Raw genomic sequence first — 15,646 nt, 5'->3', positions numbered from 1 at the left:
GACGGACCCATTATGAGTATCAACCTGATCGAAATCCGTGACCTCAGCGTGGCCTTCAGCGGCCAGACGGTGGTGCGCAACCTGAGCCTGGACATTCGCCCCGGTGAATGCCTGGCGTTGGTGGGCGAGTCGGGCTCCGGCAAGTCGGTGACGGCGCATTCGATTCTGCAACTGCTGCCTGAGATCGGCACCGAGTCCACCGGCAGCATCCGCTATCGCGGCAGGGAACTGCTCGGGTCGCCGGCCAAGGTGTTGCGTGAGTTACGCGGCAACCGCATCGCGATGATCTTTCAAGAGCCGATGACCTCGCTAAATCCGTTGCACAGTATCGAAAAGCAGATCGGCGAAACCCTGCTGCTGCACAAAGGCCTAGTCGGTAAACCTGCCCAGGCGCGAATTCTTGAGCTGCTGCACCTGGTGGGCATCCAGAATCCCAAAGAGCGGCTCAAGGCCTACCCGCATCAACTGTCAGGCGGTCAGCGTCAACGCGTGATGATCGCCATGGCCCTGGCCTGCGAGCCGGAACTGCTGATCGCCGACGAGCCTACCACCGCGCTGGACGTGACGGTACAGCGCAAGATCCTGATCCTGCTCAAGTCCCTGCAACAGCGGCTCGGCATGTCGTTGCTGCTGATCAGCCACGACCTCAATCTGGTGCGCAGCATCGCCCAGCGGGTGTGCGTGATGAAGGCCGGCGAGATCGTCGAGCAGGCGCCCTGCGAGACGCTGTTTACCGAACCCAAACATCCTTATAGCTGCGTGCTGCTCAATGCCGAGCCGGAAGGCGAAGCCCTGCCCCGTGACGAGCGCGAAAACGTGCTGGAAGTGGACAATCTACGCGTGCAGTTCGCCCTCGGTGGCGGGTTGTTCCAGCGCAAGACGTACCTCAAAGCGGTGGACGGCATCAGCCTCAACCTTCAGCGCGGCAAAACCCTGGGCATCGTCGGCGAGTCCGGCTCTGGCAAGTCGACGCTGGGCCAGGCGATCCTGCGCTTGCTCGACTCCGAAGGCAGCATTCGCTTTCAGGGCGAGGCGCTGGACGGCCTGACGCAAAAGCAGCTGCGGCCTTGGCGCAAGAAGATGCAGGTGGTGTTCCAGGATCCTTATGGCAGCCTCAGCCCGCGAATGTCCGTGGCGCAGATCATCAGTGAAGGGCTGGAAGTCCACAGTCAGTTGACGCCTGAGGAGTGCAAAGCCGAGGTGATTCGCGCACTGGAGGAAGTGGGCCTGGACCCGCAAAGCCGCCATCGCTACCCGCACGAATTTTCCGGCGGCCAACGCCAACGCATCGCCATCGCCCGGGCCCTGGTGCTGAAACCGGCGCTGATATTGCTCGACGAGCCAACTTCGGCGCTGGATCGCACGGTACAAAAACAAGTAGTCGCCCTGCTCCGCCAGCTTCAGGAACGGCACGGCCTGACCTACCTGTTTATCAGTCATGACCTGGCGGTGGTGCGCGCCCTGGCCCACGACATGATCGTGATCAAGGACGGCAAAGTGGTGGAAAGCGGTGCCAGCCATGAGGTGTTTGAATCGCCGCAGCACCCGTACACCAAAGAGCTGTTGGCGGCAGCGCATCTGCAACAACCATAATCGCGTGCTTGCCGATGAACCGTATCGCTGCCTTCGCGGGCAAGCCCGCTCCCACGGTTGACCGAAGCATCCAGTCGGACGCGGTTAAGTGTGGGAGCGGGCTTGCCCGCGAAGAGGCCACTACAAGCAACACACCATCAGGATCTGCGCCATGAACACCACCGAAAGCCTCAAGGATTATCAGCGAGTTCGCTTGCTGGCGATCCGTTCGCTGTTCGAGATCATCGAGCAGTCCAGCGAGGGCACGGTGATTGTCGATCGTGACGCCAACATCGTCTGGATGAACGAGCGTTATGCCCGGCGATTTGGCCTGGAGTCGGCCGAAGGCGCGATTGGCAAGGCCTGCGAAAGCGTGATCCCCGGCAGTTTGCTGCGCGAGGTGGTGCGCACCGGACGACCGATCTTGCTCGACATGCAAGACACACCCAAGGAACCGCTGGTGGTGATGCGCCTGCCGATCCATGACGATGCCGGCGCCGTGATCGGTGCCATTGGTTTTGCCCTGTTCGACGAATTACACAGCCTCTCGCCGATGCTCAAGCGCTACCTGAGCATGCAGGAAGAACTGGCCTCGACCCGCTCGCTGCTGCGCGCGCGGCAGACCAAATACAACTTCGCCCATTTCATCGGCACAAGCGCCGCCAGCCTGGAAGTCAAACGCCGCGCCCGCCGCAGCGCCAGCGCCGAGTCACCGGTGTTGTTGCTCGGCGAAACCGGCACCGGCAAGGAGCTGCTGGCCCAGGCGATCCACGGTGCTTCACCCCGAGCGCACAAGGCGTTTGTCAGCATCAACAGCGCGGCGATTCCCGAGTCGTTGCTGGAAGCCGAGTTTTTCGGCACCGCGCCGGGCGCATTTACCGGCGCGGATCGCAAGGGTCGGGCCGGCAAGTTGCAGATCGCTCAGGGCGGCACGCTGTTCCTCGATGAAATCGGCGACATGCCACTGCCGCTGCAAAGCAAACTGCTGCGCGTATTGCAGGAAAAAGAGTTCGAGCCCGTCGGTTCCAATGAAGTGATCCAGAGCGATGTACGCGTCATCGCCGCCACCTCTATGGATCTGGAAGCAGCAATCAAACGCGGCGAGTTTCGTGCCGATCTGTATTACCGACTCAACGTGCTGCCCATCAACGTACCGCCACTGCGAGATCGCCTCGACGATTTGCCCGCGCTCAGCGAAGCGATCCTTGAGGAATTGCGCAGCCAGCATGAGCTGAACCCCGAGGCGCTGGAACTGCTGGGCCAACACGCCTGGCCGGGGAACATCCGCGAACTGCGCAACGTGCTGGAACGCGCGGCGCTGCTCAGCGATGACCTGGTGTTGAACGCCGGGGATATCCGTGCGGCGATCGGCACCTTTACGCCGGTGGAGCGTGCGACGCCGCTGATGATGGAGCCAGTCGCGCACGAGACCTTCAGTGAGGCCCGGGAGCGGTTTGACCGGCAGTTGATTGAGTCTGCCCTCGCGCAATGTGGGGGGAAGGTGATTGAAGCAGCAGCGCGGCTGGGGCTGGGACGGTCTACTTTGTACAAGAAGATGGTGGCGCTGGGGATTGCTGAATCTCTATAAAGAGACATAAATCTCCATTTGTAGACAGAGCATCGCGAGCAAGCTCGCTCCCACATTCGACCTCATTCTCAGGTACGGCGCGGTCAGTCTGTGGGAGCGAGCTTGCTCGCGATGAGGCCATTGCAACCCACGAAAGTCTCAGAACAGAGACGACTCTTTCTTCGCCAGCCCCTAAAATTTAAATTTATTCATATATTTCAATAACTTAAGTTAATGGCACGAATCTCGCTAAAGCCCTCTCCCACAAAAGATCCACCCTACAAAAATAACAATCCAGGAGACACACCATGAGTGTGATCATTGCCTTGGCAGCCCTAGCGCTGCTGATGCTGGCTGCTTACCGTGGCTACAGCGTTATCCTCTTCGCCCCGATTGCCGCCCTCGGCGCCGTTCTGCTCACCGACCCTTCCGCCGTCGCCCCCGCCTTCACTGGGGTGTTCATGGAGAAAATGGTCGGCTTCATCAAATTGTATTTTCCGGTGTTCCTGCTCGGCGCCGTGTTCGGCAAGCTGATTGAGTTGTCGGGCTTCTCGCGCTCCATCGTCGCGGCTGCCATTCGCTTGCTCGGCACTCGCCAGGCGATGCTGGTTATCGTGCTGGTCTGCGCCCTGCTCACTTATGGCGGCGTGTCGTTGTTCGTCGTGGTGTTTGCGGTTTACCCGTTTGCCGCTGAAATGTTCCGCCAGAGCAATATTCCCAAGCGCCTGATCCCGGCGACCATCGCCCTCGGCGCGTTCTCGTTCACCATGGACGCCCTGCCCGGCACCCCGCAGATCCAGAACATCATCCCCAGCACCTTCTTCAACACCACCGCCTGGGCGGCGCCGTGGCTGGGGGTGATCGGCGCGATTTTCGTGTTCTGCGCCGGGATGCTGTTTCTTCAACGCCAACGCAACAAGGCTCAGGCTGCGGGTGAAGGCTATGGCACCGAACTGCGCAACGAGCCGGAAACCGCGGCCGACATCAAGCTGCCAAATCCGTGGATCGCGCTGTCGCCGCTGCTGGCCGTGGGCATCATGAACCTGCTGTTCACCCAGTGGATCCCGCAGTGGTACGGCAAGACCCACAGCCTCGCGCTGCCGGGCATGGCCGCCCCGGTGACCACCGACATCGCCAAGCTCACCGCGATCTGGGCGGTTCAGGCGGCCTTGCTGGTCGGCATCATCATGGTGCTGGTGTTCGGTTTCCAGGCGATTCGCGGCAAGTTGGCCGAGGGCAGTCGCGCGGCAGTCAGCGGGTCGTTGCTGGCGGCGATGAACACCGCATCGGAATACGGTTTTGGCGCGGTGATCGCCTCCTTGCCGGGCTTCCTGGTGCTGGCCGACTGGCTCAAAAGCATCCCTAACCCGCTGGTCAACGAAGCCGTGACCGTGACCTTGCTGGCCGGTATCACCGGTTCCGCGTCGGGCGGCATGAGCATCGCGCTGGCGGCCATGGCCAATGACTTCATCGCCGCGGCCCACGCCGCCAATATCCCGCTGGAGGTATTGCACCGGGTGGCCGCGATGGCCAGCGGCGGCATGGACACCTTGCCGCACAACGGCGCGGTGATCACCTTGCTGGCGGTCACCGGCCTGACCCACCGCGAAGCCTACAAAGACATTTTCTGTATTACGCTGATCAAGACCCTGGCGGTTTTTGTGGTGATCGGTACTTTCTACGCCACTGGCATTGTGTGAGGTTTTCATGACGACTCTTTCGGGCAAGACCGCACTGGTTACCGGTTCCACCAGCGGCATCGGCTTGGGGATTGCCCTCAGCCTGGCCAAGGCCGGCGCCAACGTGGTCCTCAATGGTTTTGGCGATGCCTCGGCAGTGATCGCCGAAGTCCAGCAATACGGCGGCAAGGTCGGCCATCATCCGGCCGATGTCAGCGACCCGGCGCAGATTGCCGACATGGTTAGCTATGCCGAGCGCGAGTTCGGCGGCATCGACATCCTGGTCAACAATGCCGGGATCCAGCACGTGGCCTCAGTGGAAGAATTTCCCGTGGAACGCTGGGACTCGATCATCGCGATCAACCTGTCGTCGGTGTTTCACAGCACCCGCCTGTGCCTGCCGCGCATGCGAGCCAAGAACTGGGGCCGGATCATCAACATTGCCTCGGTGCATGGCCAGGTCGGTTCGGTCGGCAAGGCGGCGTACGTGGCTGCCAAGCATGGCGTGATCGGCTTGACCAAGGTGGTCGGGCTGGAAACGGCTACCACGCATGTCACCTGCAATGCCATTTGCCCTGGCTGGGTGTTGACGCCGCTGGTGCAGAAGCAGATTGATGATCGCATCGCCACGGGGATCGATCCGCAACAGGCGCAGCATGATTTGCTGGCGGAGAAACAGCCGTCACTGGAGTTCGTCACCCCGTCGCAACTGGGTGAGCTGGTGCTGTTCTTGTGCAGCGAAGCAGGTAGCCAGGTGCGGGGCGCGGCGTGGAATATTGATGGTGGGTGGTTGGCGCAGTAAGCAACCGCTGGACCGCGTTGATGATCGTTCCCACGCTCTGCGTGGGAATGCCTCCACGGACGCTCCGCGTTCGGCTCTTGGGACGCAGAGCGTCCCGGGCTGCATTCCCACGCAGAGCGTGGGAATGATCTAAATGGATCTGAAGTTATAAGAAGAGGCAAGCCATGTCCGACATCCTCTGGCAACCCGGCGCACAGCGCATCGGCAAGACCCGCATGGAGGCCTTTCGGCGCTTCGTCATTGCGCGCCACCACATTCACCTCGACGACTACGCCGCCCTGCACCAATGGTCCATCGACCAGCGTGAAGCGTTCTGGCAGGCAATCGTCGACTTTTTTGATATCCGCTTCCACGATCAGCCCGACGCGGTGCTGGTCGAGGGCACGCAGATGCCCAGCGCCCAGTGGTTCCCCGGTGCGACCCTGAACTTCGCCGAGCACCTGTTGCGCCGTCGCGACGATGCCGTGGCGGTGATTGCGATTGGCGAGAACGGCCAGCGTGAACACCTGACCTGGGCCGAACTGGCCGAGCATGTCGCCGGTTTTCAACACAGTTTGATCGCCGCCGGCGTGGTCCTTGGCGACCGTGTCGCCGCGTGCATGCCCAACACATGGCAAACCCTGGTGGCGATGCTTGCCACCACCAGCCTGGGGGCGATCTGGTCCTGCTCGTCACCGGACTTCGGCACCCAGGGCGTGATCGACCGCTTCGGCCAGATCGAGCCAAAGGTGTTGATCACCTGCGCCGGTTATCGCTACGCCGGAAAGGACATCGACCAGCGTGCCAAGGTCAATGAAATCCTCGAGCGCCTGCCATCCTTGCAGCAGTTGATCGTGGTGCCTTATGCCCGTCCGCAAGCACGCATCGAACACTTCCACACCCGGGCCAACGTGACGCTGTGGGACGATTTCTATGACGTCGGCGGCGAGCCGGATTTCGTGCCCGTGCCCTTCGCGCACCCGCTGTACATCCTCTATTCCAGCGGCACCACCGGCGTACCGAAATGCATCATCCACAGCACCGGAGGCGTGTTGCTGCAGCACGTCAAGGAGCATGGCCTGCATTGCGACCTCGGCCCCGGTGACCGCTTGTTCTACTACACCACCTGCGGCTGGATGATGTGGAACTGGCTGGTCTCGGCCCTGGCCGTGGGCAGCGCCGTGGTGCTGTACGACGGGTCGCCGTTTCACCCGAACCCGGAGCGCTTGATCGACCTGATCGACGATGAGCGCATCAGCGTTTTCGGCACCAGCCCGAAATACCTGGCGACCCTGGAAAGCAACGGCGTCAAGCCACGCGAAAGCCATGACCTGAGCAGCCTGAAAATCCTGCTCTGCACCGGCTCCGCCCTGTCACCGCAGAGCTACGATTACGTCTACCGCGATTTCAAGTCCGAGCTGTGCCTGGCGTCGATGTCCGGCGGCACCGACATCGTTTCGTGCTTTGTGAACAGCAACCCGTTTGAACCCGTACGTCGCGGCGAAATTCAGGGCAAGAGCCTGGGCATGGCAGTCGAAGTCTGGAACGACGATGGTCGCCCGGTCATTGGCCAGAAAGGCGAGCTGGTCTGCACCCGGCACTTCCCCGCCATGCCCATCGGCTTCTGGAATGACCCGCAGCAGGAAAAACTGCACGCGTCCTACTTCAGTCAGTTCCCCGGCGTCTGGGCTCAGGGCGACTACGCCGAGCAACTGCCCCACGGCGCAATGATGATCCACGGGCGCTCGGACGCCGTGCTCAACCCCGGCGGCGTGCGCATCGGCACTGCGGAAATCTACCGTCAGGTGGAAAAAGTCCCGCATGTGCTGGACAGCGTGGCCATCGGTCAGCAATGGCAGGATGACGTGCGGGTGGTGCTGTTCGTGCGATTACGCGACGGCGTCGAACTCGACGAAGCGCTGCAACAACAGATCCGCGACGTCATCCGCGCCAATACCACGCCACGACATGTGCCGGCGAAGATTGTCGCGGTGACGGACATTCCACGAACCATCAGCGGCAAGGTGGTCGAGTTGGCGGTGCGCAATGTGGTGCATGGGCAAAAGGTGAAAAATACCGACGCGCTGGCCAACCCCGAAGCACTCGAACAATTCCGCAACCGCGCCGAACTCCAAACCTGAATCCCCTGTGGGAGCGGTGTCAGTCCATGAGGCCCCACTCCCCAGAGGAAGGCTGAGTGGACGGCGCCGCGTCGGCATGCAACTTCAACCGCAGGCGCAGGTTGTTCACCGAATCCGCATGCTTGAGCGCTTCTTCCTCGCTGATTGCCCCTTCGACGACCAACCCGTACAGCGCGGCGTCGAACGTCTGCATCCCCAGTTCCGCCGACTTTTCCATGATCCCCTTGAGATCGGCAAACTCGTTGCTGCGAATCAGGTCGGCGATGGTCGGCGTGCCCAGCATCACTTCCACCGCTGCCCGGCGCTGCCCGTCGCGGGTGCGCACCAGCCGTTGGGAGACGAACGCCTTGAGGTTGTTGCCCAGGTCATGCAGCAGTTGCGCGCGGCGCTCTTCGGGGAAAAAATTGATAATGCGGTCCAGCGCCTGATGGGCGTTGTGCGCATGCAAGGTGGAAATCACCAGATGGCCGGTATCGGCGAACGCCAGTGCGTGTTCCATGGTTTCCCGGTCACGGATTTCGCCGATCAGCACCACGTCCGGGGCTTGGCGCAGGGTATTTTTCAAGGCGGCATGAAAACTGCGGGTATCGACCCCGACTTCACGCTGGTTGATGATCGAACGCTTGTGACGATGGATGTATTCGATCGGGTCTTCGATGGTGACGATATGGCCACTGCTGTTACGGTTACGGTAATCGATCAGCGCCGCCAGCGACGTGGATTTGCCCGAGGCGGTAGCCCCGACGAACAGCATCAGTCCTTGCTTGAGCATGATGGTTTCAAGCAGCACCGCAGGCAGTTTGAGGTCTTCGAAGCGTGGAATGTCGAGCTTGATGTTGCGCGCCACAATTGACACATCATTGCGCTGCTTGAAGATGTTCACCCGAAAACGGCCGATGCCCGACAGCGAAATGGCCAGGTTCATTTCCAGTTCACGATCGAACTCCAGACGCTGTTCGGCGTCCATGATGGACTCGGCAATGGCCGCGACCTCCCCCGGCTTGAACGGTTGATCGGCCAGCGGCTTGAGCACGCCGTCAAACCGTGCGCTGGGTGGCGCACCGGTGGACAGGTAAAGATCGGATCCGTCCTGATGGGCCAGTATCCGTAACAACACATCAATTTCCATGGCAAAAAGCACCCGCGAAGCATTCAATGAAAAAATAATGACCTGAAGCGGGTCATCCAGCGTCTATCGCCCTGCAAGGATAGTAGACGCCGCCACACCGACTTAAGTGCAGGACAATTTGATGAACGCATCACCGAAGGGCAGCGATGCCCAGGCCTTGATTGCCAGACTGGACTGGGCAAGCACCCCGCTGGGCGCTGCCAGTACTTGGCCACAGAGCCTGCGCACCGCGGTGGACATCGTGATTCATTCGCCGATGCCAATGTTGCTGCTGTGGGGCCCGCAGCTTACGCAGATCTATAACGACGGCTTCGCGCTGCTCGCTGGCAGCAAGCATCCACACGCTTTCGGACAGCCTACGCACCAGATCTGGCCAGAACTCAAAGACTTTACTGACCCTATTTACAGCGCCGTCCTACAAGGGCAGGTGCGAACCTACAGCGAACAACGCTTTACCCTGCAACGCGACGGGCAGGATTCGGACTTCTGGCTCGACCTGACCTACAGCCCGATCCGTGATGAAAACGCCCAGGTGGCCGGGATTCTGGTCACGGCCATCGAAACCAACGAACGCCGACGCATCGCCCTGGAACTCCAACAACGCTCGGCGGCGAGTCTCAAGGCCCAGCAAGAAACCGAACAGCGCCTGCAACTGGCGCTGGCCGCGACCGACGCCGTGGGCACCTGGGATTGGGACATTGGCGAAGACCACTTTATTGCCGACGCGCATTTCGCCCAGCTGCATGGCGTCGATCCGGCGCTGGCCGGTCAATTGCCGATCACTGATTACCTTCAGGGCGTGCACCCGGAGGATCGGGCGATGATTGCCCGCAGCATCAAACATTGCATCACCCATGGCACCGAGTACGCCGAGGAATATCGCTTGTTGCAGCCCGATGGGCAGCAGCGTTGGGTGTTTGCCCGGGGTCGTTGCTACAAGGACCACCATGGCCGACCGATCCGCTTCCTCGGCGCCGCACTGGACTTGACCGAGCGCAAACACACCGAGCAGGCTCTGCGTCAGAGCCAGACCGAGCTGCAACTGATCATCAACGCCATGCCGATCCTGATCAGTTACGTGGACAGCGAGGAACGCTTTCGCCTGAACAACGCCGCCTACCTCGACTGGTACGGGCTGACGCCTCAGGAGCTGTACGGCAAAACCATCCGTGAAGTGCTGGGCGAAGAAGCCTATGCCTTGCGCGCCGAATACATTGCCCTGGCACTGTCCGGCAAACCTTGCTGTTTCAGCATCAGTACGCCGCACCGCGACGGGAGTCTGCGCCACGCGCTGATGAATTACCTGCCGCGCCATGGTCCTGACGGCGCCGTGAACGGTTTCTACATTTTTGTGATCGATGAAACCGAACGCAAACAAACCGAAGAAGCCCTGCGCAACCTCAACGACACCCTTGAGGAGCGGGTCGCCGCGCGTACCCGGCAACTGGCCGAGGCCAACCAGAAACTGCAAAACGAAATGTTCGAACGCGAGCGCGCTGAAGAGGCATTGCGCCACGCACAGAAGATGGAGGCGGTCGGCCAGCTCACGGGCGGCATCGCCCATGACTTCAACAACATGCTCACCGGGATCATCGGCAGCCTCGACCTGATGCAGCGCTACATCGCTGACGGACGCGCCGCCGAAATCGGCCGTTTCACCGAAGCCGCGGTGTCTTCGGCCAATCGCGCGGCCGCACTGACCCATCGTCTGCTGGCGTTCTCCCGGCGCCAGTCGCTGGATCGCAAGCCGCTGAACGCCAACGAACTGGTGCATTCGCTGGAAGATCTGCTCAGTCGCACCAAAGGCGATCACATTGAGCTCAAGCTGCAATTGGCCGACGAGGTGTGGCCGATCAGCACCGACGTCAGCCAACTGGAAAACGCCTTGCTCAATCTGGTGATCAACGCCCGGGACGCCATGCCCGATGGCGGCGAATTGCTGATCGAAACGGCCAACATCTACCTCGACGGCACTGACATCACCACCCTGGAACCGGTCCAGGCCGGGGACTACGTGATGATTGCCGTCAGTGATACCGGCACCGGCATGACGCCTTCGGTGCTGGCCAAGGCCTTCGACCCCTTCTTCACCACCAAACCCATCGGCCAGGGCACGGGCCTGGGGTTGTCGATGATCTACGGTTTCGCCCAGCAATCAGGCGGTCACGTCAGCCTGTTCAGTGTGCCGGGCCAGGGCACCAGCGTGCGGTTGTACTTGCCACGGCTGCATGTCCTGGAACCGCAAAACGTCCTGATGCCATCGACTGGCGAGGCGCCGCCGGCGATTGCCGGTGAAACCGTGGTGCTGGTGGAAGACGACCCGGCGGTGCGCATGCTGGTGCTCGACTTGCTCAACGAGCTGGGTTATCACGCCCATGAAGCCGAAGATGCGAAGGCCGCCCTGCCCTTGCTTGAGTCCGACCTGCGGGTCGATCTGCTGGTGACCGATGTCGGCCTGCCGGGAATGAACGGTCGACAACTGGCGGAAATCGCTCGCCAGCATCGTCCGGCACTCAAAGTGCTATTCATGACTGGTTATGCGCAGAAGGCGGCGGAACGCCAGGGCTTCCTCGAAGAAGGCATGGACATGGTCGCCAAACCCTTTTCCATCGACCTGCTGGCCAACAAGATTCGCACGATGATCGGCCAACCGAAGTGAGTTGAGGCATAATCGCGCGCCCCACGCTGGCACCAACATAGCCATCACCGTTGCAAGGTACTGCCAATGAAAGCTCAAGCCCGCCATATTCTGGTGAAAACCTCGGAAGAAGCCGAGCAGCTCAAACAACGCATCGCCAAGGGCGAAGCCTTCGATGTGCTGGCCAAGAAGTACTCCACCTGCCCATCCGGCAAACGCGGCGGCGACCTGGGCGAAGTGCGCCCCGGGCAAATGGTCGGGGTGATCGATGCGGTGATCTTCAAAAAACCATTGCGAGTGGTGCATGGGCCGATCAAGAGCAAGTTCGGGTATCACCTGGTGCAGGTGTTTTACCGCGATTGATGGGGTGGGCTTTAGGGCCTCATCGCGGGCAAGCCCGCTCCCACACTGGATCGGCGGCGTGCACAAATCCCCTGTGGGAGCGGGCTGGCTCGCGATCCGATTGCGCAGCAATCGGCCATTCTCCATTTATCGAGGGATCAACGCCCCCGGCACCTGAATCACCCGACTCGCCAATCGATGCCCGGCCTCGGCCGCTTCAACCGGGCTCCCGCCCTTGAGCCGACAGGCCAGATAGGCCGCACTGAACGAATCCCCCGCCGCCGTGGTGTCGACCACCCGCTCGACCTTCTGCGCAGCCACTTCGAACGACTCGCCATCACATCGAATCAAACAGGCCTCGGCGCCGCGCTTGAGCACCACTTCCGGCGTGCCGATCTGCTCGTAAGCGGCAAACACCGCCGCGCAATCGGAAAAGTGAAACAGCGCCTGCTCGTCATCGACGGTCAACAATGCCAGGTCGACATATGGCAGGACGCTGCGATATGCCGCTCGTGCCTCTTCAACCGAAGCCCACAAACGTGGCCTGTAGTTGTTGTCGAAGACGATCCGCGCATCGCGCTGTCGGGCTTCGATCAGGGTTTCCAGCAACTTCTCTCGGCCTTGCGCGCCGAGCACCGCCAGGGTGATGCCGCTGAAATACAGCACGTCGTAATCCGGCAATGCCGCCAGAATTGGCGCGGCGGCCGGGGTGGTGAAGCAATCGCGCACGGCCGCTTCATTGCGCCAATAGAGGAAACGGCGCTCGCCGGCGGCGTCGGTCTGGATGCAATACAAACCCGGCAGACGTCCCGGCAAACGCTGGACCATGTCCAGGCCAATGTTTTCGCTCGCCCAGCTCTGGCACATGGCATCGCTGAAACTGTCATCGCCCAGGGCGGTGACGTAATCGACGACACCGCTTGAGCCCAGTTCCCGGGACAAATAGACCGCAGTGTTCAAGGTATCGCCGCCGAAGCTTTGTTGCAGGCTGCCGTCGGCGCGCTGTTGCAGTTCGATCATGCACTCGCCGATCAGGGCGATGCGCGGCGTGTGGGGGCCGAGGGTGCTGATGGTGGTCATTGTTATGGGGTCTCTGGTGTTGCGATGTTGTCTGGGCTGATGCCATCGCGAGCAAGCTCGCTCCCACAGGGATTGTGTGAGCACTGAAGATCCCATGTGGGAGCGAGCTTGCTCGCGATGGCCGCACCTCGGTCTGAAGGCTTAGAAACAGGTTTCCATGGTTTCGATGACATTCAGTTGTTCATCCACCAGACACCCGGTGCGCCATTTGTCGAACGTCAGGCACGGGTGGGAAGTGCCAAACGAAATAATGTCGCCCACGCGCAACTCAATTCCGGGAGCTACGGTCATGAACGCGTGCTGGTCCATTACCGCCGTCACCTTGCACGCGCTGACATCGTCGCCGCTCGCCGGCACGACACCCGCCTTGTAACGCAGCAGCGGCACCGGCAACCCTGCGTCGTAGGCGACGTCACGTTTGCCCAGGGCAATCACCGCAAAACCCGGCTCAGGTAATGACTGCACATGGGCCCAGACTTCCAGTGCCGGGCGCAGCCCCTCGTTCAGATCACTGCGACGATCGAGCACGCAACATTGTGCTTCTTTGTAGATGCCATGGTCGTGGGCGACATAGCTGCCAGGGCGCAACACGCTGAGGAAGCGTCCGCTGGCGTTCTGTGCTTCGAACTCTTCGGCAATCAAGTCATACCAGGCCGACCCCGATGCCGTGATGATCGGTTTGGGAATCGCAAAAGCGCCGCTGTCCTGCAATTGCACGGCCAGGCGCACCAGCGACCCGGCGAAGGCGCGGATGCCCGAGACCGCATGATCACCGTGGATCACGCCTTCATAGCCTTCGATGCCGGTCAGTGCCAACGCTGGCTGGGCGCCGATGGCCTTGGCCAGCGCGACCACTTCCTCTTCGGTGCGGCAACCGCAACGCCCGCCGACCACGCCGTACTCGATCATCACGTTCAAGCGCACACCGCGAGACGCGAAATACGCCCCGAGGTCAGCGACGTTGTCCGGGTGATCGACCATGCAGTGGAACTCGAAGGTCGGGTCGGCCAGCAAGTCGGCGATCAGCGCCATGTTCGGCGTACCCACCAGTTGGTTGGCCATCAGCACCCGGCGCACGCCGTGGGCATACGCTGCACGGGTCTGCGTGGCGCTGGCCAGGGTGATGCCCCAGGCGCCGGCGTCCAGTTGGCGGCGGAACAATGCCGGCGTCATGCTGGTTTTGCCGTGAGGCGCGAGTTCGGCGCCGCTGTTGCTGACAAACGCCTGCATCCAGCGAATGTTGTGCTCCAGCGCATCGCGATGCAGCACCAAGGCAGGCAGGCTGACATCGCGTACCAGGTTGGCGCCGGTCTGGGCAAAGCCCTTTTCCACAGCGGCAGTATTTTGGGCAGTAGACATGGTCGAACTCCTCACATTCGCGGCCGCAGGCAGCCGCGGTTATTCGTTGATGCGCCGGGCGAGGCTATTGGCGCTGTCGATCAGCACCCGGCGATAGTCGTTGTAATTGTTTTTCGCATCGGCGCGCGGAGCGACAATGCACAGGGTCGCAATGGCCACGCCGCTCGGGTCTTTGACCGGGGCGGCGAAGCAATGGGTAAAGGTGTCGGCGACGCTATCGAAGGAGAAAAAGCCATCGATATGCGCCTGACGGATTTCACCGAGAAATTGCTCCAGCGGCAGGCGTTCGCCGTTGGGCAGGATGAAGTCGTCGTGATCGATCAGGTCGATGATTTCCTGATCGCTCAAGTGCGCCAGTAACAGGCGCCCGGAAGCGGTCCAGGGAATCGGCGCGTTCTCGCCGATGTCAGAGGAAATGCGGAAATGCCGCTCGCCCTCCTTCATCAACGCCACCGTGTATTTACGCCCGTTGAGCAGGCACATCTGGGCGGTTTCATGGGTCTGGCTGACGATCTCCTGCAAGGCGTGATCGGCCTCGCGGGTCAAGTCGAAATGACGCAAGTGCGCCTGCCCGAGGAAGTACAGCTGGCGGCCGAGGTAAACATGACCGTCCTTGCCCACAGGTTCCAGAATCCGTCGTTCCAGCAGCGAAGCGACCAGTTCGTAGACCGTGGATTTCGGGCTGCCAATGCCGCTGGCGATTTCATTGGGGCGCAACGGCTTGCCGACTTCCTTGAGGAAATCGAGGATATCGAACGCCCGGTCCAGACCGCGTGCCCGGCGCTTGATGGTGTCTTCGGTCATGTCTGTGGTTCCCATACAAATACGCCGGGGAGTTTACCGCTAATGATCGTTCCCACGCTCTGCGTGGGAATGCAGCCAGGGACGCTCTGCGTCCCAGAAGCGGACGCAGAGCGTCCGGTGAGGCATTCCCACGCGGAGCGTGGGAACGATCAGTACTCAGGTTCAGGCCTTTTTCTTGTAGGCGATGCAGTCGATCTCGACCTTGCAATCGACCATCATGTTCGCCTGCACACAGGCCCGGGCCGGGGCGTGCTCGGGTTTGAAGTACTCGGAGAAGACCTTGTTGAAACTGGTGAAATCCCTCGGGTCCTCCAGCCACACGCCAGCACGCACCACGTCTTCCAGGCCATAACCGGCCTCTTCGAGAATCGCGATCAGGTTCTTCATGGTCTGGTGGGTCTGCTCGACGATGCCACCGATGATAATCTCGCCATCCAATGCCGGCACCTGCCCGGAAACGTGCAGCCAGCCATCGGCTTCAACGGCGCGGGCGAAAGGGCGAGGCTGACCGCCAGCGGCGGTGCTGCCGGTGCCGTAACGAGTAATGCTCATGA

At 61.2% G+C, this 15,646-nt stretch carries 12 protein-coding genes; 7 read left to right on the top strand and 5 right to left on the bottom strand.

The features are described 5' to 3' along the window. Positions 1 to 12 precede the first annotated feature (12 nt). The 5 genes from ACM6I0_RS09170 (at position 13) to ACM6I0_RS09150 (ending at position 7,740) form a co-directional block, all read left to right on the top strand. Positions 13 to 1,593, top strand: a complete 1,581-nt coding sequence (locus tag ACM6I0_RS09170; protein ID WP_414922077.1) for an ABC transporter ATP-binding protein — start codon at positions 13 to 15, stop codon at positions 1,591 to 1,593. A gap of 151 nt (positions 1,594 to 1,744) precedes the next feature. Continuing rightward, positions 1,745 to 3,160: a sigma-54 interaction domain-containing protein gene (locus tag ACM6I0_RS09165; protein WP_414922076.1), complete on the top strand. Its 1,416-nt coding sequence runs from the start codon at positions 1,745 to 1,747 to the stop codon at positions 3,158 to 3,160. 287 nt (positions 3,161 to 3,447) lie between these two features. After that, entirely contained in the window at positions 3,448 to 4,839 is a 1,392-nt protein-coding gene (locus ACM6I0_RS09160; protein ID WP_414922075.1) for a GntP family permease, read from the top strand. Positions 4,840 to 4,846: 7 nt separating this feature from the next. After that, on the top strand, positions 4,847 to 5,620 hold the full coding sequence (gene hbdH / locus ACM6I0_RS09155) for a 3-hydroxybutyrate dehydrogenase (protein ID WP_414922074.1): 774 nt from the start codon (positions 4,847 to 4,849) through the stop codon (positions 5,618 to 5,620). A 164-nt stretch (positions 5,621 to 5,784) separates the two neighbouring features. After that, a complete protein-coding gene (locus tag ACM6I0_RS09150; protein WP_414922073.1) occupies positions 5,785 to 7,740 on the top strand; it encodes an acetoacetate--CoA ligase in 1,956 nt (651 codons plus the stop codon). Positions 7,741 to 7,759: 19 nt separating this feature from the next. Here the strand turns inward: ACM6I0_RS09150 and ACM6I0_RS09145 are convergent, their stop codons facing one another. Beyond that, positions 7,760 to 8,869, bottom strand: a complete 1,110-nt coding sequence (locus ACM6I0_RS09145; RefSeq protein ID WP_414922072.1) for a PilT/PilU family type 4a pilus ATPase — start codon at positions 8,867 to 8,869, stop codon at positions 7,760 to 7,762. A gap of 121 nt (positions 8,870 to 8,990) precedes the next feature. Here ACM6I0_RS09145 and ACM6I0_RS09140 point away from each other — a divergent pair, with 121 nt between their 5' ends. Further along, positions 8,991 to 11,528, top strand: a complete 2,538-nt coding sequence (locus tag ACM6I0_RS09140; protein WP_414922071.1) for a PAS domain-containing protein — start codon at positions 8,991 to 8,993, stop codon at positions 11,526 to 11,528. 66 nt (positions 11,529 to 11,594) lie between these two features. Continuing rightward, the gene (locus ACM6I0_RS09135) at positions 11,595 to 11,870 is read left to right on the top strand and encodes a peptidylprolyl isomerase (protein ID WP_007898282.1); all 276 of its coding nucleotides are present in this window, start codon (positions 11,595 to 11,597) and stop codon (positions 11,868 to 11,870) included. 126 nt (positions 11,871 to 11,996) lie between these two features. On the opposite strand, the gene ACM6I0_RS09130 is transcribed toward ACM6I0_RS09135, so the two are convergent. The 4 genes from ACM6I0_RS09130 to ACM6I0_RS09115 all read right to left on the bottom strand — a co-directional run bounded on the left by ACM6I0_RS09130 (position 11,997) and on the right by ACM6I0_RS09115 (position 15,644). Beyond that, positions 11,997 to 12,929 carry a sugar kinase gene (locus tag ACM6I0_RS09130; protein ID WP_414922070.1) on the bottom strand — a complete coding sequence of 311 codons (933 nt, stop codon included), beginning with the start codon at positions 12,927 to 12,929 and terminating at the stop codon, positions 11,997 to 11,999. A 141-nt stretch (positions 12,930 to 13,070) separates the two neighbouring features. Further along, positions 13,071 to 14,288 carry an amino acid deaminase gene (locus ACM6I0_RS09125; protein WP_414922069.1) on the bottom strand — a complete coding sequence of 406 codons (1,218 nt, stop codon included), beginning with the start codon at positions 14,286 to 14,288 and terminating at the stop codon, positions 13,071 to 13,073. Positions 14,289 to 14,327: 39 nt separating this feature from the next. After that, a complete protein-coding gene (locus ACM6I0_RS09120; protein ID WP_090183462.1) occupies positions 14,328 to 15,092 on the bottom strand; it encodes an IclR family transcriptional regulator in 765 nt (254 codons plus the stop codon). A gap of 162 nt (positions 15,093 to 15,254) precedes the next feature. After that, positions 15,255 to 15,644 (bottom strand): RidA family protein, encoded by a 390-nt coding sequence (locus ACM6I0_RS09115; RefSeq protein WP_222586440.1) that lies wholly within the window; start codon positions 15,642 to 15,644, stop codon positions 15,255 to 15,257. Positions 15,645 to 15,646: the final 2 nt, after the last annotated feature.

This window comes from Pseudomonas sp. IT-P294, from assembly GCF_949767865.1.
In the GTDB taxonomy this organism is placed as follows: Bacteria; Pseudomonadota; Gammaproteobacteria; order Pseudomonadales; family Pseudomonadaceae; genus Aquipseudomonas.
Note: the sequence above shows the minus strand (reverse complement) of the source record. Positions and strands in the feature narration are given on the sequence as shown.

Excerpts from the sequence above, each read along its gene's own strand:
- ACM6I0_RS09170 (WP_414922077.1), top strand. The coding sequence starts at position 13 with ATGAGTATCAACCTGATCGAAATCCGTGACCTCAGCGTGGCCTTCAGC.
- ACM6I0_RS09165 (WP_414922076.1), top strand. The coding sequence starts at position 1,745 with ATGAACACCACCGAAAGCCTCAAGGATTATCAGCGAGTTCGCTTGCTG.
- ACM6I0_RS09160 (WP_414922075.1), top strand. The coding sequence starts at position 3,448 with ATGAGTGTGATCATTGCCTTGGCAGCCCTAGCGCTGCTGATGCTGGCT.
- hbdH (WP_414922074.1), top strand. The coding sequence starts at position 4,847 with ATGACGACTCTTTCGGGCAAGACCGCACTGGTTACCGGTTCCACCAGC.
- ACM6I0_RS09150 (WP_414922073.1), top strand. The coding sequence starts at position 5,785 with ATGTCCGACATCCTCTGGCAACCCGGCGCACAGCGCATCGGCAAGACC.
- ACM6I0_RS09145 (WP_414922072.1), bottom strand. The coding sequence starts at position 8,869 with ATGGAAATTGATGTGTTGTTACGGATACTGGCCCATCAGGACGGATCC.
- ACM6I0_RS09140 (WP_414922071.1), top strand. The coding sequence starts at position 8,991 with ATGAACGCATCACCGAAGGGCAGCGATGCCCAGGCCTTGATTGCCAGA.
- ACM6I0_RS09135 (WP_007898282.1), top strand. The coding sequence starts at position 11,595 with ATGAAAGCTCAAGCCCGCCATATTCTGGTGAAAACCTCGGAAGAAGCC.
- ACM6I0_RS09130 (WP_414922070.1), bottom strand. The coding sequence starts at position 12,929 with ATGACCACCATCAGCACCCTCGGCCCCCACACGCCGCGCATCGCCCTG.
- ACM6I0_RS09125 (WP_414922069.1), bottom strand. The coding sequence starts at position 14,288 with ATGTCTACTGCCCAAAATACTGCCGCTGTGGAAAAGGGCTTTGCCCAG.
- ACM6I0_RS09120 (WP_090183462.1), bottom strand. The coding sequence starts at position 15,092 with ATGACCGAAGACACCATCAAGCGCCGGGCACGCGGTCTGGACCGGGCG.
- ACM6I0_RS09115 (WP_222586440.1), bottom strand. The coding sequence starts at position 15,644 with ATGAGCATTACTCGTTACGGCACCGGCAGCACCGCCGCTGGCGGTCAG.